Here is a 24,802-nt window from a genome sequence, read left to right as displayed (position 1 = left end):
ATTTCTCCGGCAGACACCTGCCCATGCTCCGCGCGGGCATGCCGTTCCGGACGCTCCGCGTCCGTTCTTGCACAGGTAAACGAGAAGATTTTCTGACTGCGCTCAGCGCACCGGATTTACGTGACTTCTGTGCCTAAAGCCTTACCGCCACTGGCTTTGTAAAAGTTGGACAGATTTTTGCAACAGGGTCGATACAGGGCGCCATCGGCGTCAATGTTTTGATCTAGTGCGCAGGTAACGAATCAGTGGATCGCTCTCAATTACTCAGTAGCGCACGCAGCAACATCACAGGCCTGGGCCGTGGTCAGTTGGGCGTTCCGTTGTTGTTGCTGGTCATGATGGCAATGATGATGTTGCCGATGCCGCCGTTCCTGCTGGACGTGTTCTTCACGTTCAACATTGCACTGTCCATCGTCGTACTGCTGGTCTGCGTGTACGCCCTGCGGCCGCTGGATTTTTCTGTGTTTCCGACCATTCTGCTGGTCGCCACGTTGCTGCGTCTGGCGCTGAACGTGGCTTCCACCCGGGTGGTGATGCTTCACGGTCAGGACGGCCACGCCGCGGCGGGCAAGGTGATTCAGGCCTTCGGTGAAGTGGTGATCGGTGGCAACTACGTCGTCGGTATCGTGGTGTTCGCGATTCTGATGATCATCAACTTCGTGGTTATCACCAAGGGTGCCGGCCGTATTTCCGAGGTGAGCGCACGCTTTACCCTCGACGCGATGCCCGGCAAACAGATGGCGATCGACGCCGACCTCAACGCCGGCCTCATCGATCAGCCGGAAGCCAAGCGCCGCCGTGCCGAAGTCGCCCAGGAAGCCGAGTTCTACGGTTCCATGGACGGTGCCAGTAAATTCGTGCGCGGCGATGCGATTGCCGGTCTGCTGATTCTGTTCATCAACCTGATCGGCGGCATGCTGGTCGGTATCCTGCAACACAACATGACTTTCGCCGACGCCGGCCGTGTTTATACCCTGTTGACCATCGGTGACGGTTTGGTGGCGCAATTGCCATCACTGCTGCTGTCCACCGCCGCAGCGATCATGGTGACCCGTGCTTCCGGTTCGGAAGAGATGGGCAAGCTGATCAATCGTCAGATGTTCGCCTCGCCCAAGGCGCTGGGGGTTTCCGCTGCAATCATGATCGTCATGGGCCTTGTCCCGGGCATGCCGCACTTTTCCTTTATCAGTCTCGGGCTGGTTGCCGCAGGCGGCGCCTACCTGTTGTGGAAAAAAGAAAATCAGGTGAAGGTCGAGGCCATCGCCGAAGTGCAGCGCCAGCAAGACCTGCTGCCTTCGCCGACCCGTGTTCAGGATGCCAAAGAACTGGGTTGGGATGACGTGACGCCCATCGATATCATTGGCCTGGAAGTGGGTTATCGCCTGATTCCGCTGGTGGATCGCAATCAAGGTGGCCAGTTGCTGGCGCGTATCAAGGGTGTGCGCAAGAAGCTCTCGCAAGAGCTCGGTTTCCTGATGCCTACCGTGCACATTCGCGACAACCTCGATCTGGCGCCAAGCGCCTATCGTCTGACGCTGATGGGTGTGATTCTGGCCGAGGCCGAGATCTACCCGGATCGCGAACTGGCGATCAACCCCGGTCAAGTGTTCGGCACCCTGAACGGCATTACCGCCAGAGACCCGGCGTTTGGTCTGGAAGCCGTGTGGATCGAAATCAGCCAGCGCAGTCAGGCGCAGTCACTGGGTTACACCGTGGTCGATGCCAGTACGGTAGTGGCAACCCACCTGAACCAGATTCTCTACAAACATTCGCATGAGCTGATCGGCCACGAGGAAGTCCAGCAATTGATGCAATTGCTGGCCAAAAGCTCGCCCAAGCTGGCTGAAGAGCTGGTACCGGGCGTGCTGTCGCTGTCCTCGCTGCTCAACGTGCTGCAGGCGCTGCTGGCTGAACACGTACCTGTGCGGGATATTCGCAGCATTGCAGAGGCTATCGCCAACAACGCCGGGAAGAGTCAAGATACCGCCGCTTTGGTGGCCGCAGTGCGCGTGGGTCTGAGCCGCGCAATCGTCCAAAGCATTGTAGGCGTTGAGCCGGAGCTGCCTGTTATCACTCTGGAGCCAAGGTTGGAACAGATATTGCTCAATAGTTTGCAGAAGGCTGGTCAGGGTCAGGAAGAAGGCGTTCTTCTTGAGCCAAGCATGGCTGAGAAGCTCCAGCGTTCGTTGATCGAGGCCGCCCAGCGTCAGGAGATGCAAGGGTTGCCGGTAATTCTTCTGGTAGCAGGGCCTGTCCGGGCGATGCTGTCACGATTTGGACGATTGGCTGTACCGAACATGCATGTTCTGGCGTATCAGGAAATTCCGGACAACAAGCAAGTAACCATCGTAGCGACTGTCGGGCCAAACGGCTGAGGTAGTGAGTCATGCAAGTTAAGCGATTTTTCGCCGCCGATATGCGTCAAGCCATGAAGCTGGTTCGCGATGAGCTGGGCGCTGAAGCGGCCATCATCGGTAACCGGCGCATTGCCGGTGGCGTAGAGCTGACTGCCGCTCTGGATTACAAGCTGTCCGCCCTGGCACCGCGTGTGCCGAACATGGAGCTGGAAGACGAGTTGCGCAAGACTCAGTCGCGTATCGTTTCCGCCCAGGCCGAATTGAACAACCGCAGCGACAGCGATGCATCGATCAACCTGCAGCTGTTTTCCGGCAAGCCGGGCAACCCTGCCGATACGCACATCGAGCCGACGCTCGAAGAGCCGCCGCGTCCATTCGCGTACGCACCGCCACAGGCCGCCGAGCCTGCCATTGGCCAGCGCGCCTATGACTCGATGCGCTCCGAATTGAACGGCCTGCGTGAGCTGCTGGAAGTCCAGCTCGGCTCGCTGGCCTGGAACCAGCTGCAGGGCACTCGTCCGCAGCAGGCCAACCTGTGGCGACGCCTGCAACGTGTCGGCCTGTCCGGCCCGCTGTCACGCGACCTGCTGTCGATGATTCCGGAGATCGACGAGCCTCGTCAGGCCTGGCGCATGCTGCTGGCGCACCTGGCCCGCATGATCGCCGTCCCTGAAGTCGAGCCACTCGAAGAGGGCGGCGTGATTGCAATGGTCGGTCCTGCCGGCATGGGCAAGACCACCACGCTGGCCAAACTGGCAGCACGTTACGTGTTGAAGTATGGCCCGCAGAATATCGCACTGGTCAGCATGGACAGTTTCCGCATCGGCGCGCAGGAGCAGCTCAAGACCCTTGGGCGCATCCTCAACGTACCGGTCACCCATATCGATCCTGGCCAGTCTCTGGTTCAGGCGCTGGAACCGCTGCTGCGCAAGCGCGTGGTGCTGATTGACACCGCCGGCCTGCAGGCCAGTGACCCTGCGCTGCGCATGCAGCTGGAAAGCCTCGCGGGTCGTGGCATCAAGTCGCGCAACTATCTGGTACTGGCAACCACCAGCCAGAAGCAGGTGCTGACAGCCGCGTATCACAGTTACAAACGTTGTGGCTTGGCCGGATGCATTCTGACCAAGCTTGATGAAACAGCCAGCCTCGGTGAAGTCCTGAGCCTGGCGATCAGTCACGAATTACCTGTGGCCTACCTCACGGACGGACCACGCATTCCTGATGACCTGCATACCCCGCGTCGTCATCAACTGGTAAGCCGCGCGGTGAGTGTGCAAATGCAGGATGAGCCTAGTGAAGAAGCAATGGCTGATATGTTTGCTGACCTCTATCACACCCCTGGCAAGAGAGTGGGTTAAGTGATGGATATTATTGGAATGTCCCTGCGTCAACGGTCTGCCATGCGGTGTTCATTTGCGCACGTGCAGCCCTCGATGTGGTTTCGGTCTACGCAAGACAAGGTAAAGAAATAACATGGGCAGCATGCATCCCGTACAGGTTATCGCGGTGACCGGTGGCAAAGGTGGCGTCGGTAAGACTAACGTGTCAGTGAACCTTTCACTGGCCCTCGCCGAGCTCGGCCGTCGCGTCATGCTGCTGGACGCCGATCTGGGTCTGGCCAATGTCGACGTGCTGCTTGGGTTGACGCCCAAGCGCACGCTTGCCGATGTCATCGAGGGGCGTTGTGAGTTGCGCGACGTGCTGTTGCAGGGGCCGGGCGGGGTTCGGATCGTACCCGCTGCGTCCGGCACCCAGAGCATGGTGCATCTGTCGCCCGCTCAGCATGCCGGCCTGATCCAGGCGTTCAGCGAGATTGGCGACAACCTCGATGTGCTGGTGATCGACACAGCCGCCGGTATCGGCGAGTCGGTGGTCAGCTTCGTGCGCGCCGCTCAGGAAGTGCTGCTGGTGGTGTGCGACGAGCCCACGTCGATCACCGATGCCTACGCCCTGATCAAACTGCTCAACCGCGATTACGGCATGAACCGCTTCCGGGTGCTGGCCAACATGGCACAGAGCCCGCAGGAAGGGCGCAACCTGTTCGCCAAACTGACCAAAGTGACGGATCGTTTTCTCGATGTTGCGCTGCAGTATGTAGGCGCCGTGCCGTACGACGAATGCGTACGCAAGGCTGTACAGAAACAGCGCGCCGTTTACGAAGCATTCCCGCGTTCCAAATGTGCACTGGCCTTCAAGGCCATTGCCCAGAAGGTTGATACCTGGCCGTTGCCAGCCAACCCGCGGGGTCATCTCGAGTTCTTCGTTGAGCGACTCGTTCACCAGACCAGTGCAGGGCCTGTGCAATGACTGCGAGCGGCTACCAGATGTACAGCAAGACTTCCCGTAATTCACAATACGAGTTGATCGAGCGCTATGCGCCCTTGGTCAAGCGTATCGCTTATCATCTGCTGGCGCGCTTGCCGGCCAGCGTGCAGGTCGAGGATCTGATCCAGGCCGGCATGATCGGCCTGCTTGAAGTCTCCACCAAGTATGATTCCACCAAGGGTGCGAGTTTCGAGACCTATGCCGGCATCCGCATCCGTGGTGCGATGCTCGATGAAGTGCGCAAGGGGGACTGGGCGCCACGCTCGGTACACCGCAATACGCGCATGGTGAGTGACGCAATTCGGGCAATTGAAGCTAAAACCGGCCGTGACGCTAAAGATCACGAGGTTGCGGCCGAACTCCAGTTAAGTCTCGATGATTACTACGGGATTTTGAACGATACCTTGGGCAGCCGCCTCTTCAGTTTCGACGACCTGCTGCAGGACGGCGATCATGAAGGGCTGCACGAGGATGGCGCAAGCGGTTCGCTTGAGCCGTCGCGCGACCTGGAAGACGAGCGCTTCCAGGCTGCGTTGGCCGATGCAATTGCCAATCTGCCAGAGCGTGAGCGTCTGGTGTTGGCGCTGTACTACGACGAAGAGCTGAACCTCAAGGAAATCGGAGAGGTTCTGGGGGTCAGCGAATCTCGGGTCAGTCAGTTACACAGCCAGTGCGCAGCTCGTTTGCGAGGGCGTTTGGGGGAGTGGCGAGCGCGTTGACAGGCAATGTGCGGTCTATGGCCGCGCGTTGACTGCAAGCCGGCTGTGCAGAGCGTTACGTGGTAACAGGATGGACCCGTCAGAAGCCTGTCAGGCATTGCCTTGATGGGCTTGTTTCTCAGGTCTTTGCCTGTTGTTGTGCCAAGCCCGTCGTCGTTTCGTACAGCCGGGGGTGTGCTGTGCCAGTATTGAGTGAACAGCGTGTTCAGGTGCTGAACGCGTTAAAGACTGCTTGGAGGTCGAATTGGACAAGAACATGAAAATCCTCATCGTTGATGACTTCTCAACGATGCGGCGGATCATCAAGAACCTTTTGCGTGATCTGGGGTTTACCAACACATCGGAAGCGGATGATGGTCTGACCGCATTGCCGATGCTGCAGAGCGGTGCCTTTGACTTTCTGGTGACGGACTGGAACATGCCTGGCATGTCCGGTATCGATCTGCTGCGCGAAGTCCGCAAGGACGAACGCCTCAAGAGCCTTCCCGTGCTGATGGTCACTGCCGAAGCCAAGCGTGAGCAGATCATTGAAGCTGCCCAGGCTGGGGTGAACGGTTATGTAGTCAAGCCATTCACTGCCCAAGCCCTGAAAGACAAGATCGACAAGATCTTTGAACGCGTCAATAGCTGATGCAAGCCGCGAGGGCGCTATGGATAACAATGATTCGATGGCCGACTTTGAGTCGACCTTAAAAAGACACGCGCAGGAACTTGTCACCAGCCTTGAAAAGGGTCGTTTTGGTGACGCTGTGCAACTGATCCACGAACTCAATCAGACACGCGACCGCGGCCTTTATCAGGAAGTGGGCAAGCTGACTCGTGAGCTGCACAGTGCAATCGTAAACTTTCACATTGATCCGCACATGCCTCAAGCCGAGGAAGTGTCGCAGATCACGGATGCTACCGAACGCCTGTCGTATGTGGTGAGGCTGACCGAGAATGCGGCCAACCGCACCATGGACCTGGTGGAGGAGAGTACGCCGGTCATGAACGGCCTGAGTTCCGACGCCAAGGCGTTGAGCGACGACTGGGGACGTTTCATGCGCCGCGAAATCGGTGCCGAAGAGTTCCGCGAGCTGGCCAAGCGGGTCGATGGTTTTCTGACGCGTACCGAGAAGGAAACCCATCAGGTTTCCGCACATCTGAATGACATTCTGCTCGCCCAGGATTACCAGGACCTTACCGGTCAGGTCATCAAGCGTGTGACGCAACTGGTCACTGAAGTCGAGAGCAATCTGCTCAAACTGGTGCTCATGGCCAGTCATGTCGATCGCTTCGCAGGCATCGAACATGACGAACAATCCATCCTCGATGAAAAAGATCCTAAAAAACATCTCGCTCAGGGTGAAGGTCCGCAGATTCATGCCGATAAACGTGAAGACGTCGTATCCGGACAGGATGATGTAGACGATCTGCTATCGAGCCTCGGCTTCTAAGGTCTGTTGACGGTTAATTTTAGGGAGCACCCCATGAGCTTCGGCGCCGATGAAGAAATCCTTCAGGATTTTCTGGTAGAGGCCGGCGAAATTCTGGAGCAGTTGTCAGAGCAATTGGTCGAGCTGGAAAGCCGACCGGATGATGCTGACCTGCTCAATGCAATTTTTCGCGGTTTTCACACTGTAAAAGGGGGCGCCGGCTTCCTCCAGCTCCATGAGCTGGTGGAGTGCTGCCACATCGCCGAAAACGTGTTCGACATCCTGCGCAAGGGTGAGCGTCGCGTTGATTCCGAACTGATGGACGTGGTCCTGGAAGCACTGGACACCGTCAACAGCATGTTTGGTCAGGTACGTGAACGGACTGACGTAACCCCGGCGACGCCAGAACTGCTGGCCGCACTTGCGCGGCTGGCCGAGCCACAATCCGCCGACGAGGCCGTTGCCCCTGAGCCGGAGCCGGTGGTTGAAGTACAGGCTGCTGCTCCGGTTGCAGAACCGGCGGCTGGCGACGAGATTACCGATGATGAATTCGAGCAGTTGCTCGATTCGCTGCACGGCTCCAGCCCGGTGTCTGCAGCGCCTGCACAGACGCCAGCAGCAGCGGCTGCGCCGGCGGGTGATGAGATCACCGATCAGGAATTTGAATCCCTGCTCGATCAGCTGCATGGCAAGGGCAAATTTGCGGCCGATGCCGCAACCGCTCCGGCCCCTGCACCTGTGGCGCAGGGCAGTGCAGCGCCTGCCAGTGATGAAATCACCGACGACGAATTCGAAGCGTTGCTCGATCAACTGCACGGCAAAGGCTCGTTTGATGGCGCTGTAGCGGCTCCCGTAGCTGCGGCACCTGTAGCCGTTGCTGCCAAGGCACCCGCTGCTGCGGCTGCATCGGACGAAATCACCGATCACGAATTCGAAAGCCTGCTCGACGAATTGCACGGCAAGGGCAAGTTCGAGCCTGAGGCGATTGTTGCCAAGGCGCCTGCTCCGGCAGCCGCAGCGGCTGCTCCGCCACCGCCGCCTCCTGTTGCCAAGCCTGCTCCGGCGCCTGCTGCGAAAGCCGAGCCGGCCAAACCCGCTGCGGCTCCGGCCGCTGCGCGCGCTCCTGCACCCAGCGGCGAAAAGCCGGTGGCTACAGAGGCTGAAACCACGGTTCGTGTCGATACCGCCCGACTGGACGAGATCATGAACATGGTCGGCGAGCTGGTTCTGGTGCGTAACCGCCTGGTGCGGTTGGGTCTCAACAGCGGCGATGAAGCCATGTCCAAGGCAGTTTCCAACCTGGATGTGGTGACTGCCGATCTGCAGACTGCGGTGATGAAAACCCGCATGCAGCCGATCAAGAAGGTCTTCGGTCGTTTTCCGCGTCTGGTTCGTGACCTGGCTCGTCAGCTCAAGAAAGAGATCAACCTGGAACTGGTCGGTGAAGAGACCGACCTCGACAAGAACCTCGTAGAGGCGCTTGCCGATCCGCTGGTCCACTTGGTGCGTAACGCGGTCGACCACGGTATCGAAACGCCGGAAGAGCGCGAAGCCACGGGCAAATCCCGCGGCGGTCGGGTAATCCTTTCGGCAGAGCAGGAGGGCGACCATATCCTGCTGTCGATCTCCGATGACGGCAAGGGCATGGACCCTAACGTCCTGCGCTCCATTGCTGTGAAGCGCGGCGTCATGGACAAGGATGCAGCCGATCGGTTGAGTGACACCGACTGCTACAACCTGATCTTTGCGCCGGGTTTCTCGACCAAAACCGAGATTTCCGATGTGTCGGGTCGCGGTGTGGGCATGGACGTGGTCAAGACCAAGATCTCCCAGCTCAACGGTTCGATCAATATCTACTCGACCAAGGGCCAGGGTTCGAAGATCGTCATCAAGGTGCCGCTGACCCTGGCGATCATGCCGACCCTGATGGTGATGCTGGGCAACCAGGCCTTCGCTTTCCCGCTGGTCAACGTCAACGAAATCTTCCACCTGAACCTGTCGACTACCAACGTGGTTGATGGCCAGGAAGTAGTGATCGTACGTGACAAGGCCTTGCCGCTGTTCTACCTCAAGCGCTGGCTGGTCAGTTCGGCGGCTCACGAGGAGCAGCGCGAAGGGCACGTGGTGATCCTCACAGTCGGTACCCAGCGCATCGGCTTTGTCGTCGATCAACTGGTTGGTCAGGAAGAAGTGGTTATCAAACCGCTGGGCAAGATGCTGCAAGGTACGCCGGGCATGTCGGGCGCCACCATCACCGGTGACGGTCGCATCGCCTTGATTCTCGATGTACCCAGCATGCTCAAGCGTTACGCCGCACGGCGTATCTGAACCCGGGGTTGCGGGCAGCCTGGCTGCCTGCGACACCTATTGGAGTGTTTATGGCAGTCAAGGTCCTGGTGGTGGATGATTCCGGTTTTTTCCGCCGCCGCGTTACGGAAATTCTTTCTTCGGACCCCAACATTGTAGTGGTCGGCACCGCCACCAACGGCAAGGAAGCGATTGAGCAGGCGCTGGCGCTCAAGCCGGATGTCATCACCATGGACTACGAAATGCCGATGATGGATGGCATTACGGCAGTTCGCCATATCATGCAGCGTATCCCCACCCCGGTATTGATGTTCTCGTCGCTGACGCACGAAGGTGCGCGCGTGACGCTGGATGCTCTTGATGCCGGTGCGGTGGATTTTCTGCCCAAGAATTTCGAAGATATCTCGCGCAATCCGCAGAAGGTCAAGCAACTGCTGTGCGAGAAAATCAACAGTATTTCACGCAGCAACCGTCGTTCCAGCGGGTTCGGTTCAGCCAGTGCAGCTCCGGCCGCGCCGGCGCCGTCGACGTTGTCCAGCCGCGCCTCTGCGCCAGCCCCGGCACCTGCCAGGGCGGTGCCGTCACGCACTGCGACACCTGCTGCGGCTCCAGCCGCCCCGGCCAGTCATGCGCCGGCGCACCCGACGACTTCCGGCACGGCCAAGCGCAAGGCCTACAAGCTGGTGGCCATCGGCACCTCAACGGGCGGCCCGGTTGCGCTGCAACGGGTGCTGACCCAACTGCCAGCCAATTTCCCGGCACCACTGGTGCTGATTCAGCACATGCCAGCGGCGTTTACCAAGGCATTTGCCGAGCGTCTCGACAAGCTGTGCAAGATCAGCGTCAAGGAAGCCGAAGACGGCGACGTATTGCGTCCTGGTCTGGCGCTGCTGGCGCCGGGTGGCAAGCAGATGATGGTTGACGGACGCGGTACGGTGAAGATTCTGCCGGGCGACGAGCGCCTCAATTACAAGCCCTGTGTCGACATCACCTTTGGCTCTGCCGCCAAGTCCTACGGCGACAAGGTGCTTTCGGTGGTCTTGACCGGCATGGGCGCTGACGGCCGTGAGGGCGCGCGTCTGCTCAAGCAGGCCGGCAGTACCGTGTGGGCTCAGGATGAAGCGAGCTGCGTGATTTATGGCATGCCGATGGCCATCGTCAAGGCTGAGCTTGCGGACGCGATCTACAGTCTCGACGACATCGGTCGGCACCTGGTAGAGGCCTGTCTCTGATGGATGTACTGAGCCTTATCGGTCTGATTCTGGCGTTTGTCGCAATCATTGGTGGCAATTTTCTCGAAGGCGGGCACCTCGGTGCCTTGCTCAATGGCCCGGCGGCGCTGATCGTGCTGGGCGGTACGCTCGGTGCTTCGCTGTTACAGTCACCGATGAGCGCGTTCATGCGTGCCATGAAGATCATCCACTGGATCATTTTCCCGCCACGTATCGACCTGCCCGGTGGTGTCGACCGGGTCATCGGCTGGAGCATGACTGCCCGCAAAGAGGGCTTGCTGGGTCTGGAGACCGTAGCCGATTCCGAGCCCGACGGTTATGCCCGCAAAGGTTTGCAACTGTTGGTCGATGGTGCCGAGCCGGCAGCGATTCGCAGCATTCTCGAAGTGGATTTCATCACTCAGGAAACCCGCGATATTCAGGCTGCGAAAGTATTCGAAAGCATGGGCGGCTACGCGCCGACCGTGGGTATCATCGGCGCAGTCATGGGCCTGATTCATGTCATGGGCAACCTGGCTGACCCCAGTCAACTGGGCAGCGGTATTGCGGTGGCCTTTGTCGCCACGATCTATGGCGTGGCCATGGCCAACCTGATCCTTCTGCCAGTGGCGAACAAGCTCAAGGCCATTGCCCACCGTCAGGCGCGCTATCGCGAAATGTTGCTTGAAGGTCTTTTGTCCATCGCCGAGGGTGAAAACCCGCGCTCCATCGAACTCAAGCTGCAAGGCTTCATGGAGTAACAGCGCATGGCTCGCCGTCGTCAGGTCGAAGAACACGAAAATCACGAACGCTGGCTGGTGTCGTATGCCGACTTCATTACCTTACTGTTCGCGTTTTTCGTGGTGATGTACTCGATTTCCTCGGTCAACGAAGGCAAGTACAAGATTCTGTCCCAGGCATTGGTCGGCGTATTCAACGACACCGAGCGCACCATGAAGCCGATCCCCATCGGTGAGCAGCGCCCGGTCTCGATCAAGCCCGCCGAGCCGTTGGTCAAGGACAGCGAGCAGACTGACGCCGGCATAGGTCAGGCGTCCGATGACCCTTTGCAGACCATCGCCCAGGACGTGCGCGATGCCTTTGGTGACCTGATCAAGTCCGACCAGATGACTGTGCGCGGCAACGAACTGTGGATCGAGATCGAGCTTAACTCCAGCATGCTTTTCGGCAGCGGCGATGCGATGCCCAGCGACAAGGCCTTCACCATCATTGAAAAGGTCGCCGGGATCGTCAAACGCTTTGACAACCCGATCCATGTCGAGGGTTTTACCGACGACCAGCCGATCAGTACTGCACAGTTTCCGACCAACTGGGAACTGTCTTCGGCGCGTTCTGCCAGCATTGTGCGCATGCTGGCCATGGACGGCGTCAATCCGGCGCGACTCGCCTCGGTGGGCTACGGTGAGTTTCAGCCGATCGTTCCCAACACCAGCACCGCCGGACGCGCCAAGAACCGCCGTGTAGTGCTGGTTATCTCCCGGAATCTGGATATTCGCCGCAGCCTGACCAGCGCCGGATCGGCCAATGTGCAGCCGGATGCTGCATTGCGGCGTGCTGGCACACAAACTGCACCGGTGCCAGCAAAGCCGCCGGTACGCGCGAACGCCGTCAATTCTCCGTCACCCGCCCCCTAAACATCGTATCGGTATGGTCGTCGCTGTACGGAAGGAAAACAATTAATGAGAGTCTGGGCAGTAGCCAACCAGAAAGGTGGAGTCGGAAAGACCACTACGACCATTGCCCTGGCCGGTTTGCTGGCCGATTCAGGCAAGCGCGTGGTGGTGGTCGATCTGGACCCTCACGGCTCCATGACCAGTTATTTCGGGCATAACCCGGACGAGCTGGAACACAGTGCTTTCGATCTGTTCCTGCATAAAGGCGCGGTGCCGGACGGTCTTCCCGGCCAGTTGCTGCTGCCTACCAGCGACAAACGTATCTCGCTGATACCGTCCAGCACTGCACTCGCCACGCTGGAACGCCAGTCACCCGGCCAGAGCGGCCTGGGCCTGGTTGTCGCGAAAAGCCTGGCTCAGTTGTGGCAGGATTTTGACTATGCGTTGATCGACAGTCCGCCGCTGCTGGGCGTTCTCATGGTCAATGCACTGGCGGCCAGCCAGCAACTGGCGATTCCGGTGCAAACCGAGTTTCTGGCCGTGAAAGGTCTGGAGCGCATGGTCAATACGCTGACCATGATCAACCGTTCGCGCAAGGTGCCGCTGCCTTACACCATCGTGCCGACCTTGTTCGACCGCCGTACCCAGGCCTCGATGGGCACCTTGAAACTGTTGCGTGACAGCTTCCCCGAGCATGTCTGGCAAGCCTATGTGCCGGTCGATACCCGACTGCGCGATGCCAGCCGTCTGGGTCTTACGCCGTCGCAGAACGACAGCAAGAGTCGTGGTGTGATCGCTTACCGGGCATTGCTCAAGCATATGCTCGCCGAGCAGCTCAATGCGCAGGTGGCCTGACGTGAACGCCTACTCTTTCTACATTGTTTGCTCAAGTGATGCCTCAATGCGGCCGATAACTCTATCAGGCTGCACATGCTCCATTTTTTGTTGGGCCCCGGTATGAACCGCCCTGTAGAAGTAGCAACACGACCCAAACTGGCATTGCAGTCCTATCTGGACGCATTGCTGTACGACGCGACTGAGGTGCTCGAAGAGCCCGTCAGCAGCATCGATGAATTTCAGGCGGCTGTGCTCGAAGAGCAGGCCTTTGATGCGCGGATGCAGGCGCAGATCAAACCGCTGGCGGTCGCGGTTGCCGCACCGGCTGCGGTGGCTGTCGAGGTACAGGTCGCAGCGCCTGCGGCAGTGGTTGAAGTCGCTCCGGTGATCGTTGCCGAAGCGGTGCAGGTTGACGTGGCTCAGGTTGAAGAGGCAGTGCCCACCGTTGCGCTGGTGGAACCGGTCGCCGAGTTGAGCACGCTGGCAGCCCAGCGCACTCCGACGCCACCGCCGACCAGCGATGGTCGTCCGGCATGGGCTGCCGAGCCGTTCGAATGCCTGTTGTTCGATGTGGCCGGTCTGACACTGGCGGTGCCGCTGGTGTGCCTGGGGTCGATTTATCCGCTGGCGGGGCAGGAGCTGACGCCGCTGTTCGGTCAGCCGGACTGGTTTCTCGGGATCCTGCCGTGCCAGGCAGGCAACCTGAAAGTGTTGGATACCGCGCGCTGGATCATGCCTGATCGCTACCGCGACGATTTTCGCCAGGGATTGCAGTACGTGATTTCGGTGCAGGGGTACGAGTGGGGGCTGGCGGTGCATCAGGTCAGCCGTTCGTTGCGTCTTGATCCGAACGAGATCAAATGGCGCGCGCAGCGAGGTCATCGTCCATGGCTGGCGGGTACGGTCATCGAGCACATGTGCGCGTTGCTGGATGTTGCAGAGTTGGCCGAGCTGATAGCCAGTGGCGCGGTCAAGCAGTTGAACAAGTCGAAATAATCATGGGTCGATGCCAGTGGCATCACCTGCAAAGAACACACGTGAGGGGTTGGGGTTATGAATAAGTCGTCTGCACAAGGTTCCGAAGATCCTATTCTGCAATGGGTCACGTTCCGCCTGGATAACGAGTCCTACGGCATCAACGTAATGCAGGTGCAGGAAGTGCTGCGCTACACTGAAATCGCCCCGGTGCCGGGTGCGCCAAGCTACGTATTGGGCATCATCAACCTGCGCGGCAATGTCGTGACCGTGATCGATACCCGTCAGCGTTTTGGCCTGGCCCCGGTTGAAGTCAGCGACAATACGCGTATCGTGATCATCGAAGCCGACAAGCAAGTGGTCGGTATCCTGGTCGATAGCGTGGCTGAAGTGGTTTACTTGCGTCAGTCAGAAGTTGAAACTGCGCCTAACGTCGGTAACGACGAATCGGCCAAGTTCATTCAGGGCGTTTGCAACAAGAACGGCGAGCTGTTGATTCTGGTTGAACTGGACAAAATGATGTCCGAAGAAGAGTGGTCCGAGCTGGAGAACATCTGATTGATCTTTGAGGTAGCTGTCGTCTTTCTGGGCATTCTCTGGGTTGTCACCCTGTTTATGTTCCTGGCCCATACCAGGCGTCAGCGCAAGCTCGACGCCGAGCGTGATGAGGCGGCTGCCTTGCGGGATCAGCGGATCAAGGAGTTGGCCAGACGCCTGGACAACTACCAGAACGGTACGGTGCGCATGGGCGAAGCGTTGCATGAGCTGCGTGCCGTCGTTGCGCCGTTACCGGACAAGCTCACTGCGCTGGAGCAGCGCGATCCCTCCACGCTGTCCTTCGCCCAGGCCGCCCGTCTGGTCGGCATGGGTGCCAGCATCGATGAGCTGACCCAGTCCTGCGGCCTGACCCAGGCCGAAGCGCAACTGATGACCAAACTGCACGGCAATACAGCGAGCTAGTTTCTCGTTCGGATGGCTATCGTTCCCATGCTCCGCGTGGGAATGCAGTTCGTGACGCTCCGCGTCACACAGTGGTTCTGTGATGTCAGGTAGATTGGGGTTCGACTCAAGTCACCTTTTCGCCCCTCGGCGACTCACTTTGAGGGACCAAAGTGAGCAAAGTCCTTCGCTCCTGTTTCCGGCCCGACTTCGTCGGGTTCCTTCGCCCTGTCACTGATCCGGGGGTCGCCGCAACGCGCCATCCATGGCGCGGTGCGGCTAGCCTGGCGTCCTGCCAGGCTACCCCCGGATCAGCGCCAGGACTCAGCCGTCACTTACGTCGCACTCTGCGTCGTCAGTGCCATCGCGATAAAAAAGCGCATTTACGATAGCCGTGAGCGCTGGACCGTTTGGAACCTGTAACTCTCGTGCCTGTGCCGTTACTGCTCGTCCAGCGCAAACTCGGTCAGGCAGAACGTCGGGATCTTCAGGTCGTTAAGACGCTTGGAGCCGCCCAGTTCCGGCAGGTCGATAATCGCAGCGGCCTCGTACACTTCGGCACCCATACGGCGGATCAGGTTGGCGGCGGCGACCAGCGTGCCTCCGGTCGCGATGAGGTCATCGAACATGACGACCGAGTCGCCTTCGCACAGACTGTCGGCATGCACTTCCAGATACGCTTCGCCGTATTCGGTCTGATACGCCTCGGACAGTACATCGGCGGGCAGCTTGCCTTGTTTGCGAAACAGCACCAGCGGCTTGTTCAGCTGATACGCGACCACCGAACCGATCAGAAAACCCCGCGCGTCCATCACGCCGATATGGCTGAATTCGGCATCGATGTAGCGCTGCACGAAGCTGTCAATCACCTGGCGGGTGGCCTTGGGTGATTGGAAGAGGGGCGTGATATCACGGAAGACCACGCCCGGCTTGGGGAAGTCCACGACCGGGCGGATGAGGGATTTGAAGTTCGATTGATCGAAAGTCATCAGGGGGTTCCATGGCGGTTTTGGCCGACAGTTTAAGCCGACCCGCCAAAGATCGCACGTTTCAGCTTTGCATCGACCCGCCAGCCAGCGCACACAGCTCGATGGGGTCGAGGATGTGTATCTCTTTGCCCTCGGCAGAAATCAGCTGATTTTGCTGGAATCGGGTAAATACACGGGACACCGTCTCGACTGCCAGACCCAGGTGATTACCGATTTCATTGCGCGACATGCTCAGGCGGAACTGATTGGCCGAAAAGCCTCTGGCGCGAAAGCGTGCAGACAGATTGATCAGAAACGTGGCGATACGCTCATCGGCGGTCTTTTTCGACAGCAGCAGCATCATTTGCTGATCGTCACGGATCTCACGGCTCATGACGCGCATCAACTGCCGACGCAGTTGCGGCAGTCTTACGGACAGCTCGTCCAGGCGCTCGAAAGGGATTTCGCAGACCGATGTGGTTTCCAGTGCCTGCGCCGAGACCGGGTAAGCCTCGGCGTCCATACCGGACATGCCTACCAGTTCGCTGGGCAGGTGAAAGCCGGTGAGTTGTTCTTCACCGCTGTCACTGATATTGAAGGTTTTCAACGCCCCGGAACGCACCGCGTAGACCGACTCGAAGGTGTCACCCTGGCGAAACAGAAACTCGCCTTTCTTCAGTGGCCGGCCGCGTTTGACGATCTGGTCAAGGCAGTCCATGTCTTCGGTATTTAACGAAAGGGGCAGGCACAACGGCGCGAGACTGCAATCCTTGCAGTGAGCCTGGGTTTGAGCGCGCAACTTGACTGGCTCGGACATCACTTAATTCCTTGTGGGAAATCACACATAAGCCGTAAGGGTAACTCACCCAGGCTTGTCGGGGCCAGCCTGCAAACCTGTCGGCGTCGTCAAGGTTGCGGATTGTCTGCCGATAAACCTGTATTCCTTCAGCCAAGCCAGGATGCCCCGTCATGTCAACGACACTCCCGTTGATCAACAGCATTACGATCCGCACTGCGACCTCTCAGACCACCTACAGTAGCGCCGGGCAAAGCACTGCCGAGGCGTCGGCAAGCGAGACAAAGGGCGTGCAGGTCAATTTGTCGGCAGAAGGCAAGGCGGCTGCGTCATCGTCTTCCAGAAACGCTGATATCGAGCAGAGCGGCCTGCCGGCTTCCGTGCAGAAGATCCTCAAGGCGATTCGCGAACTTCAGCGCAGGATCGAGGAGACCATGGAGCAGATCCAGAAGGCCCTGAATGACCCCAGCCTGAGCCCCGAGGAGCGCAGGACCAAGGCGGCGGCGCTACAGACCGTGCTCAGCACGTTGCAGGCGCAGGTGAGCAATTCCACGGCCGATCTGTCGTCGCTCATGAACAGCCTGGGCTCCAGTGACGGCGACAAGACCAAGGCGGGCATGCTGGTTCTGGCCAAAATGTAGCACTTGGCAACGGGTCATATCACCCGAGAGAACTGCTGTCTGTTCTGCCGGGTCAGGTAGGCATCGAAGACCATGCACACAGCGCGCACCAGCAGTCGGCCCGCCGGTCTGACTTCAATGCCCGTCTCGCTCAGCGTAATCAGCCCGTCGCTGGCCATGCCAAGCAGTTGCGGCCACGCATCGCGGAAATAGTCCCTGAAATCGATGCGGAAAGTCTTTTCGATCTCGCCGAACTCCAGTGTGAAGTGGCAGATCAACTGCTGAATGATCGCGCGCCTGATGCGGTCGTCATCGTTGCAGAGCAGGCCGCGTTTGGTTGCGGGCTGATCGCTGTCCAGCAGCCTTGAATATTCGCTCAGGTCGCTGCTGTTCTGGCTGTACAGCTCGCCGACCTGGCTGATGGCCGAAACCCCCAGCCCGATCAGATCGCAGTGGCCATGCGTGGTATAGCCCTGAAAGTTGCGCTGCAGGGTCAGGTCTTCCTGGGCGGTGGCCAGCTCGTCGTCGGGCAGGGCGAAATGGTCCATGCCGATGTAGCGATAGCCGGCGTTGCCCAATTGTTCGACGGTGCGCTGCAGCATCAGCAGTTTGCTCGCTGCATCCGGCAGATCCGCCGCGTCGATGCGCCGCTGCGGCATGAAGCGCTCGGGCAGATGCGCATAGTTGAACACCGACAGCCGATCAGGCTGCAGATCGATGACCTTGTCCACGGTGTGGCTGAAGGTCTGCGGGTTTTGCGCGGGCAGACCGTAGATCAGATCAATATTCACCGAACGAAATTGCAGCGTGCGCGCTGCTTCAACAATCGCGCGGGTCTCTTCCAGGCTCTGCATGCGGTTGATCGCCCGCTGCACCGTCGGGTCGAGGTCCTGAACGCCCAGGCTGACCCGGTTGAAACCCAGCTCGCGCAGCAGCCCCATCGTCGACCAGTCCGCTTCGCGAGGATCGATCTCGATGCCATAGTCGCCGGAGTCGTCTTCCAGCAGATTGAAATGCAAGCGCAACTGCGCCATCAAGCGGCGCAGTTCAGCATGGCTGAGAAAGGTCGGCGTACCGCCGCCCAGGTGCAGTTGCTCCACCACCTGACCGGGCGCCAGGTGACAGGCGAGCATTTGTATCTCGTGCTCGAGCCGTTGCAGGTAGGCCTGAGCGCGTCCGCGATCCTTGGTGATGACTTTGTTGCAGGCGCAGTAGTAGCAAATGTTCGCGCAGAAGGGCAGATGCACGTAGAGCGACAACGGACGTGACGCCTTGCGGCTTTCGCGTAGCGCGTGCAGCAGCTCGAAGGCACCCACTTGGGTATGGAACTGCACCGCTGTCGGATAGGACGTATAGCGCGGTCCTGCCACATCGTAGCGATGGATCAGGTCTGAATCCCAACGAATGGCGTCAAGCATGCGCGCGTTTCCCGGTCCGGCTGGCGATGTTGCGAGCATACGCAGGAGGCCGAGGGGCGGCGTTGATGTGGATCAAATGGCAAGAGTTACCGGCCTCAATGCCCCATCAGCCAATGCTGATGCGGGCCTGGCAAGGTCCAGATACCGAAGACTATCACCAGCAGCCCTCCCGCCATGCGCACACCACGTTTGCGCAGCAAGGCCGTGGTGCGTTCGGCAGCCAGGCCGGTGGCCAGCAGCACGGGCCAGGTGCCCAGCCCGAAGGCCAGCATCAGCAGCGCGCTGTCGAGAGGATTGCCCTGGCTGGCGGCCCACAGCAGGGCGCTGTAGACCAGCCCGCAGGGCAGCCAGCCCCACAGGGCGCCGAGCAACAAGGCGCGCGGCACACTGGACACCGGCAACAGGCGACTGGCCAGGGGTTGCAAATAACGCCACAGGCCTCGGCCAAGGCGCTCTATATAGGTCAGTCCGCTCCACCAGCCGGCCAGGTACAACCCCATCATGATCAGTAACACGGCGGCGACGATGCGCAGGCCTGCCGCCAGCGGACTTTGCGCGACCGCCCAGCCGACCAGTCCGGAACACACGCCGGCAACGCCGTAGCTGAGAATGCGCCCCAGGTTGTAGGCCAGCAGCAGACGAAACCGGCGGCTGCGCTGTTCTTTGGGGATGGCCAGCGTCAGGGCACCCATCAGGCCGCCACACATACCCAGGCAGTGACCACCGCCCAGCAGCCCGAGAATGAATGCCGAGAACAGCATCGAAGCAAGTTCAAACATCGCGTTTCTCGTCCGCGCCCGACTGGGGAGGCTCAGGCGGGACATGTTCCACAGGCGGCGTGTCATCGAACAATATGCTGTGTGCCGGACCTTCCATGTCGTCGTACTGGCCGCTGTCCACTGCCCAGAAGAACACGTAGATCGCCACGCCCACCAGCAGCAGAGCGGCAGGGATCATGATGTAAAGCGCGGGCATGAAACCTCCGGGGCAGATGGGGAGACAGGCGCACGACGCGACAGGCGGGTCAGGCGCAAGGCGTTGAGCACCACAGTCAGCGAACTGAGCGACATGCCGATCGCCGCCCACACCGGAGTGATCCAGCCCAGCGCCGCGAAGGGCAGCATGAGGCCATTGTACAGACCGGCCCAGAGCAGGTTTTCGATAATGACGCTACGCGTGCGGCGGGCCAGATTCAGGGCGTCGATCAGCACCGGCAAGCGGTTGCACAGCAGCACGGCGTCAGCGCTGGTTTTGGCGAGGTCGGTGGCCGAGCCCATCGCCACGCTGATGTCGGCTGCTGCCATGACCGGTACGTCGTTCACCCCGTCACCGATCATCAGCACTTTGCGCCCCTGAGCCTGAAGCTGGCGCAGCACCTCCAGCTTATCGTCCGGGCGCATGCCGCCACGCGCATCGTCGATGCCCAGCGCCTGCCCGATACTGCCAACCATCGGCGAGCTGTCACCGGACAACAGCAGCGTTTTCCAGCCTCGCGCCCGGCATGCGTGTAACAGGATGGCTGCATCCTCGCGCAGCCGGTCGTCCAGCACCAGCCATGCGAGTGGGCCCTGCGCATCGCCCAGCAACAGCCATTGGCCGGATCTTTCAGCTGGCAAGGGCGTTTCAGCGCCGCTCAGCGCACAGACGAAAGCCGCCTCGCCGATGCGCAGCAGATGCCCGTCAACACGACCTTGCAGACCCAGCCCCGGTGTGCTGAGCACCTCCTCGGCAGCTCTCGGCGCTCGACCGAAAGCGCGGGCGATGGGGTGCTCGGAGCGGTTTTCCAGGGCGGCCGCCAGCTCCAGGCAGCGATTGGCGTCCAGCTCGCGCAATGGGTGAATGCTGCGCAGCGTCAGGCGTCCTTCGGTCAGGGTGCCGGTCTTGTCGAAGATGACCGTGTCGATCTGGTTGAGGCCTTCGAGCACGTGACCTCGGGTCAGCAGCAGGCCGAGTCTGTGCAGAGTGCCGGTCGCCGCAGTCAAGGCGGTCGGCGTCGCCAGCGACAGTGCGCAAGGGCAGGTGGCGACGAGCATGGCCAGTACGATCCAGACCGCGCGCGATGCGTCCAACTGCCACCAGATCACCCCGATCAGCGCAGCTGCGATCAGCGATAACAGCAGAAAGGTCTGTGCCGCCCGGTCGGCGATCTGCGCGAGTCGGGGTTTTTCTGCCTGAGCACGTTCGAGCAGTCGGACAATGGCCGAAAGGCGGGTTTCGTGACCCAGCGCCGTCACGCCGATGGTCAGCGGGCTTTCGACATTCAACGTTCCTGCGGTGACCGCATCGCCTACACTGCGCATTTGTGGCAGGTATTCGCCGGTCAACAGCGACTCGTCGACACTGGAGCGGCCTTCGAGGATTTTGCCATCAGCCGGTATCACTGCACCGGGCTGCACCAGCACCCGGTCAGCCAGGTGCAGCTCGCTGAGCATGATGCGCTGGCTCTGGCCGTCATCGCTGAGGCGCAGGCATGAGGCGGGCAGCACGTTGACCAGTTGGGCGGTGGCCGCCGCCGTGCGCTCGCGGGCCCGGCGCTCCAGGTAGCGGCCGGCCAGCAGGAACAGTGCAAACATGCCGACGGCATCGACATACAGTTCGCCAGCGCCGGTGACAGCGGTCCAGATCCCTGCGGCGTAGGCCGCGCCTATTGCCAGCGACACCGACACATCCATTGTCAGGTGGCGGCTGCGCAGGTCGCGCAAGGCACCGCGAAAGAACGGTGCGCAACTGTAGAAGACGATCGGCGTGGTCAGAAACAGCGCCACCCAGCGCAGGATGGTGTGCATCTGCGGGCTGAGGTCGATATTGAACTCCGGCCAGGTGGCCATGGTTGCCATCATGGCCTGAAACCACAGCAGGCCGGCGACCCCCAGTTGTCGCAACGCCAGGCGATTATCACTCGCCAGGCGTTCGGCAGCGCGATCGGCCTGCCATGGATGGGCGACATAGCCAATCGCGTGCAGTTCGTTGAGCAATTGGCTGAGGGCAAGCTGGTCGGCGTTCCAGCGCACCAGCAGGCGATGAGTGGACAGGTTCATACGCGCTTCGGCCACCGCAGGCAGCCGCCCCAGGCGTTGCTCGATCAGCCAGCCGCAGGCCGCGCAACTGATGCCTTCGACAAGCAGCGTGGCCTCTGAGAGGTCGCCGTCGTGGCGCACGAATGGCGCCTGTACGTCGGGGCGGTCGTAGAGCGCCAGTTCATCAAGCAATTGGCTGGGCAGGCTTTCCGGGTTGGCCGAGGTTTCACTGCGATGGCGGTAATAGTTGTCCAGACCGCTCGCAACGATGGCTTCGGTCACTGCCTGACAACCGGGGCAGCACAGCCGTCGGGATGCACCGAGCACTACAGCGTTGAAATGGCTGCCCGCCGGGACCGGCAAACCGCAGTGGTAGCAGTGCAGCGGCGCGGGAGAGGAGGGCCTGGCCACGTTCAGTCTTTCCGGCGTTGCGCGGCTTGCAGTGGTTCGTCACCGAGGGTCACGTCGTCAGTGCCAATCTGTTCTTCCTCGAACAGGCGCCAGGTCTGCTCGCCTTCGACACCCAGCAGTTCCACAAAACGCCGACCATTGACCTTGTCCTGCAACTGACCGATGTAACGGCCCGGTTCGGAGGGGCTGCGGCTCAGGAACACCCGGCTATCACTGTCAGGGCGGGTGGGCGAAATGAGGTTGAGTTCCAGACGCTCCGGGTTGCTGTTGCCGCTCAGGCGCAGCCCGACTTCACCGGTCAGCTCATCCATGTGCAGACGCGCATGCAGTTTGAGGGTCTGGGCGAGCACTTCGCGATTCAACGAGCGATTGATGCCTTTGCCGGCCTCGTAATAGTTGTCGGTAACCAGCGGGTCCGGGTGGGTCACGGCGATGAACACCATCGACAGGCTCAAGGTCACCGAGCCGGTGAGGATGGCGATGATGATCCATGGCCAGAGGTGCCGGTACCAGGGGCTTGCAGCAGTCGCAGCGGGCATGACGGGGCTCTTAACGAATAGGTGGGCCAAGGAAGCGGCTTTGGGTCTCGACCTGTGCATCGCTGTCGATATCCTTGAGGGTAAAGGTGACCTCGTTGCTGTGCGACGGCAGTTTTTCCGGCGCACTGGACAGCTCCACCGGCAGGCTGACGATTTCACCCGCCGGTACGCTGATTTTCCGACGGCCCTGCAGTTTCAGGTCGGGCAGGCCGCTGGCCTGCAACACATAGGCGTGGTCAACCTGATCCTTGTTCATCACTTTCAGGCTGTAGACGTTCTCGATCCGGCCTTCGGCGTTTTCCCGGAACAGCATGCGGTCCTTGCTGACCTCCAGACCCACCAGCGTGCGCATGCAGAACGCCGCGGTCAACAGCGCAATCATCAGCAGCAGGACCAGCGCATAACCGATCAGACGCGGGCGCAGGGTGCGGGTGCGTTGCCCGGACAGGTTGTGTTCGGTGGTGTAGCGAATCAGGCCGCGAGGGTAATCCATCTTGTCCATGACCGTATCGCAGGCATCGACGCACGCCGCGCAGCTGATGCACTCCACCTGCAGGCCGTCACGAATGTCGATGCCGGTCGGGCAGACCTGCACGCACATCGTGCAGTCGATGCAGTCACCCAGCCCCAGTGCCTGAGGATCGGCCTCCTTCTTGCGCGGACCTCGGGCTTCGCCACGATTCTGGTCGTAGGAGATGATCAGCGTGTCCTTGTCGAACATCACGCTCTGGAACCGCGCATAGGGGCACATGTAGATGCATACCTGCTCGCGCAGCCAGCCCGCATTCAGGTAAGTGGCCAAGGTAAAGAAACCGACCCAGAAATAGGCCCAGCCATCCGCCTGGCCCGTGAACAGATCCACGCACAGCGCGCGGATGGGCGAAAAATAACCCACGAAGGTCATGCCGGTGGCAAACCCGATCAGCAGCCACAGGCTGTGCTTGGCACACTTGCGCAGCAGTTTGTCGGTACTCATCGGGGCATGGTCGAGCCTGATGCGCTGGTTGCGGTCGCCCTCGGTGACTTTCTCGCACCACATGAAGATCCAGGTCCAGACACTCTGCGGGCAGGTATAGCCACACCAGACCCGTCCGGCGTAGACGGTGATGAAGAACAGCCCGAACGCTGCAACGATCAGAATGCCGGACAAGAGGATGAAATCCTGCGGCCAGAACGTTGCACCGAAGATGTAGAACTTGCGTTCCGGCAGGTTCCACCAGACCGCCTGATGCCCGCTGCGATTCAGCCAGACCGTGCCGAAAAAGATGAGCAGCAACAGGGCGCCGCCGAGCATCCGCACGTTTCGAAACAGGCCTTTGAACGCGCGGGTCTGGATCTTCTCGCGCGAAGCATAGAGGTCGGTGAATTCGCCGCCTGTTTCGGATGCCGGGGTGATGTCGTGTACTGGAATCTGCTTGGTCATCGATGAGTCCAGTGGCGGTAGCCTGACCCCGGCCGATACAGGTCAGGCAGGTTCACATCCGCGTTCAACGTGCTGCACGTGAATAAACGGCCGCTTCTTCATTCAACTGGCTGACCCAGGGATTGAGCAGCGCGACCCCGCACGACTGAAAGTCCATTGTGTTGCGTGTGACCACGGTCATGCCATGTACCAGCGCAGTGGCGGCGATCAGCGCATCGCATTCGCTGCGCGGGTCGGGAACGTGCAATTGCGCGCAGCGCCTTGCGACCTGGGTGTCGACTGTCAGGATACGCCCGGCGAATGCCTTCAATACATGCTGGTCGAGCCACATTCGCAATACTGCGCCTTGTGTCGGGTCGCGGCGTTCGATGCGCAGGATACCTGTTTCGAGTTCAAGAATCGTGATGGACGAGATGAACAGGCTGGAGGCCATTTGTGTTCGCGACCAGCGCAGCACATTGGCGTCTGCAGTGCGCTTTCTGAGCTCTGAAACCACGTTGGTGTCGAGCAGGAACATCAGGACAGATCAACCTGTCGGGGCGTGATCACGGCGCGCTGAGGCTCGAACTCGATATCGATGTCAGTGGGCATTATCAGCATGTCGGCGATGCTTGCCGCACTGCCGGTCAGCTTCAGGTAATCCTCGATGCAAAGCAGCACATGGGCCGGACGTCCTCGGTCGGTAATGAACACCGGGCCTTCATTAGCCGCCTTCTTGGCCCCGCTGGTGTCCTGATTGAATTCACGGCTGGAGAGGGTAGTGGGCATGTGCGCGACTTCCGGAATGAGTAGACAGCGTATTGTGGTCGTGAACGAGTCTAGTCATGTAGAGATGTAACTACAACGAATTTGTTGTTTCAGACTGCAACAACCATGGACTGAGCGGAGCCC

General features: G+C 60.1%; 25 protein-coding genes. 15 read left to right on the top strand and 10 right to left on the bottom strand.

Features of this window, described 5'->3' with window-relative positions:
• The first annotated feature begins 245 nt into the window (after positions 1–245).
• The 14 genes from flhA (at position 246) to KBY02_RS24690 (ending at position 14,740) form a co-directional block, all read left to right on the top strand.
• On the top strand, positions 246–2,375 hold the full coding sequence (flhA, locus tag KBY02_RS24755; RefSeq protein WP_003412395.1) for a flagellar biosynthesis protein FlhA: 2,130 nt from the start codon (positions 246–248) through the stop codon (positions 2,373–2,375).
• A gap of 11 nt (positions 2,376–2,386) precedes the next feature.
• Positions 2,387–3,715 (top strand): flagellar biosynthesis protein FlhF, encoded by a 1,329-nt coding sequence (gene flhF / locus KBY02_RS24750; RefSeq protein WP_104652646.1) that lies wholly within the window; start codon positions 2,387–2,389, stop codon positions 3,713–3,715.
• Positions 3,716–3,830: 115 nt separating this feature from the next.
• Positions 3,831–4,664, top strand: a complete 834-nt coding sequence (gene fleN / locus KBY02_RS24745; protein ID WP_003412391.1) for a flagellar synthesis regulator FleN — start codon at positions 3,831–3,833, stop codon at positions 4,662–4,664.
• A complete protein-coding gene (gene fliA, locus KBY02_RS24740) occupies positions 4,661–5,401 on the top strand; it encodes an RNA polymerase sigma factor FliA (protein ID WP_003378731.1) in 741 nt (246 codons plus the stop codon). The genes fleN and fliA overlap by 4 nt, the downstream gene beginning before the upstream one ends.
• Before the next feature lie 256 nt (positions 5,402–5,657).
• Positions 5,658–6,032 carry a chemotaxis response regulator CheY gene (locus tag KBY02_RS24735; protein ID WP_161420660.1) on the top strand — a complete coding sequence of 125 codons (375 nt, stop codon included), beginning with the start codon at positions 5,658–5,660 and terminating at the stop codon, positions 6,030–6,032.
• Positions 6,033–6,051: 19 nt separating this feature from the next.
• Positions 6,052–6,837: a protein phosphatase CheZ gene (locus tag KBY02_RS24730; RefSeq protein WP_003316828.1), complete on the top strand. Its 786-nt coding sequence runs from the start codon at positions 6,052–6,054 to the stop codon at positions 6,835–6,837.
• A 33-nt stretch (positions 6,838–6,870) separates the two neighbouring features.
• Positions 6,871–9,144 carry a chemotaxis protein CheA gene (locus tag KBY02_RS24725; RefSeq protein WP_058399422.1) on the top strand — a complete coding sequence of 758 codons (2,274 nt, stop codon included), beginning with the start codon at positions 6,871–6,873 and terminating at the stop codon, positions 9,142–9,144.
• A gap of 50 nt (positions 9,145–9,194) precedes the next feature.
• Positions 9,195–10,355, top strand: coding sequence for a protein-glutamate methylesterase/protein-glutamine glutaminase (locus KBY02_RS24720; protein ID WP_004408097.1), 1,161 nt, complete (start codon positions 9,195–9,197; stop codon positions 10,353–10,355).
• Positions 10,355–11,095 (top strand): flagellar motor protein, encoded by a 741-nt coding sequence (locus KBY02_RS24715; protein ID WP_003436124.1) that lies wholly within the window; start codon positions 10,355–10,357, stop codon positions 11,093–11,095. Before KBY02_RS24720 ends, KBY02_RS24715 begins: the two co-directional genes overlap by 1 nt.
• 6 nt (positions 11,096–11,101) lie before the next feature.
• Positions 11,102–11,989 (top strand): flagellar motor protein MotD, encoded by an 888-nt coding sequence (gene motD / locus KBY02_RS24710; RefSeq protein WP_004408098.1) that lies wholly within the window; start codon positions 11,102–11,104, stop codon positions 11,987–11,989.
• Between the two features lie 45 nt (positions 11,990–12,034).
• Positions 12,035–12,823, top strand: a complete 789-nt coding sequence (locus KBY02_RS24705) for a ParA family protein (protein ID WP_003316833.1) — start codon at positions 12,035–12,037, stop codon at positions 12,821–12,823.
• Positions 12,824–12,898: 75 nt separating this feature from the next.
• Positions 12,899–13,801, top strand: coding sequence for a CheW domain-containing protein (locus tag KBY02_RS24700; protein WP_116894129.1), 903 nt, complete (start codon positions 12,899–12,901; stop codon positions 13,799–13,801).
• Between the two features lie 57 nt (positions 13,802–13,858).
• Positions 13,859–14,338, top strand: coding sequence for a chemotaxis protein CheW (locus tag KBY02_RS24695; RefSeq protein WP_003370201.1), 480 nt, complete (start codon positions 13,859–13,861; stop codon positions 14,336–14,338).
• Positions 14,339–14,740 carry a DUF2802 domain-containing protein gene (locus KBY02_RS24690; protein ID WP_003316837.1) on the top strand — a complete coding sequence of 134 codons (402 nt, stop codon included), beginning with the start codon at positions 14,339–14,341 and terminating at the stop codon, positions 14,738–14,740.
• Positions 14,741–15,159: 419 nt separating this feature from the next.
• Here the strand turns inward: KBY02_RS24690 and KBY02_RS24685 are convergent, their stop codons facing one another.
• Complete coding sequence (locus tag KBY02_RS24685) at positions 15,160–15,708, bottom strand: adenine phosphoribosyltransferase (RefSeq protein WP_024652073.1); 549 nt, start codon at positions 15,706–15,708, stop codon at positions 15,160–15,162.
• A 61-nt stretch (positions 15,709–15,769) separates the two neighbouring features.
• Positions 15,770–16,504, bottom strand: coding sequence for a fumarate/nitrate reduction transcriptional regulator Fnr (fnr, locus tag KBY02_RS24680; RefSeq protein ID WP_004408100.1), 735 nt, complete (start codon positions 16,502–16,504; stop codon positions 15,770–15,772).
• Positions 16,505–16,656: 152 nt separating this feature from the next.
• Here fnr and KBY02_RS24675 point away from each other — a divergent pair, with 152 nt between their 5' ends.
• The gene (locus tag KBY02_RS24675) at positions 16,657–17,124 is read left to right on the top strand and encodes a chemotaxis protein (RefSeq protein WP_004408101.1); all 468 of its coding nucleotides are present in this window, start codon (positions 16,657–16,659) and stop codon (positions 17,122–17,124) included.
• Positions 17,125–17,138: 14 nt separating this feature from the next.
• Here KBY02_RS24675 and hemN read toward each other — a convergent pair whose 3' ends face one another.
• From hemN to KBY02_RS24635, 8 genes are all read right to left on the bottom strand, one after another.
• Positions 17,139–18,521, bottom strand: a complete 1,383-nt coding sequence (gene hemN / locus KBY02_RS24670) for an oxygen-independent coproporphyrinogen III oxidase (protein WP_096135777.1) — start codon at positions 18,519–18,521, stop codon at positions 17,139–17,141.
• A 95-nt stretch (positions 18,522–18,616) separates the two neighbouring features.
• A complete protein-coding gene (locus tag KBY02_RS24665; RefSeq protein WP_096135776.1) occupies positions 18,617–19,300 on the bottom strand; it encodes a sulfite exporter TauE/SafE family protein in 684 nt (227 codons plus the stop codon).
• Positions 19,293–19,496 carry a cbb3-type cytochrome oxidase assembly protein CcoS gene (ccoS, locus tag KBY02_RS24660; protein ID WP_004408106.1) on the bottom strand — a complete coding sequence of 68 codons (204 nt, stop codon included), beginning with the start codon at positions 19,494–19,496 and terminating at the stop codon, positions 19,293–19,295. The genes KBY02_RS24665 and ccoS overlap by 8 nt, the downstream gene beginning before the upstream one ends.
• Complete coding sequence (locus KBY02_RS24655; protein WP_054092382.1) at positions 19,475–21,949, bottom strand: heavy metal translocating P-type ATPase; 2,475 nt, start codon at positions 21,947–21,949, stop codon at positions 19,475–19,477. Before KBY02_RS24655 ends, ccoS begins: the two co-directional genes overlap by 22 nt.
• Before the next feature lie 2 nt (positions 21,950–21,951).
• Complete coding sequence (locus KBY02_RS24650) at positions 21,952–22,488, bottom strand: FixH family protein (protein WP_225650833.1); 537 nt, start codon at positions 22,486–22,488, stop codon at positions 21,952–21,954.
• A 10-nt stretch (positions 22,489–22,498) separates the two neighbouring features.
• Positions 22,499–23,911, bottom strand: a complete 1,413-nt coding sequence (gene ccoG / locus KBY02_RS24645) for a cytochrome c oxidase accessory protein CcoG (RefSeq protein ID WP_024660952.1) — start codon at positions 23,909–23,911, stop codon at positions 22,499–22,501.
• Positions 23,912–23,975: 64 nt separating this feature from the next.
• Positions 23,976–24,428: a type II toxin-antitoxin system VapC family toxin gene (locus KBY02_RS24640; RefSeq protein ID WP_024640091.1), complete on the bottom strand. Its 453-nt coding sequence runs from the start codon at positions 24,426–24,428 to the stop codon at positions 23,976–23,978.
• Complete coding sequence (locus KBY02_RS24635; protein ID WP_003370228.1) at positions 24,428–24,679, bottom strand: type II toxin-antitoxin system prevent-host-death family antitoxin; 252 nt, start codon at positions 24,677–24,679, stop codon at positions 24,428–24,430. The genes KBY02_RS24640 and KBY02_RS24635 overlap by 1 nt, the downstream gene beginning before the upstream one ends.
• Positions 24,680–24,802 lie beyond the last annotated feature (123 nt).

Origin of the sequence: Pseudomonas sp. P129 (assembly GCF_020312195.1) — a bacterium.
Taxonomy (GTDB): domain Bacteria; phylum Pseudomonadota; class Gammaproteobacteria; order Pseudomonadales; family Pseudomonadaceae; genus Aquipseudomonas; species Aquipseudomonas fragariae.
Note: the sequence above shows the minus strand (reverse complement) of the source record. Positions and strands in the feature narration are given on the sequence as shown.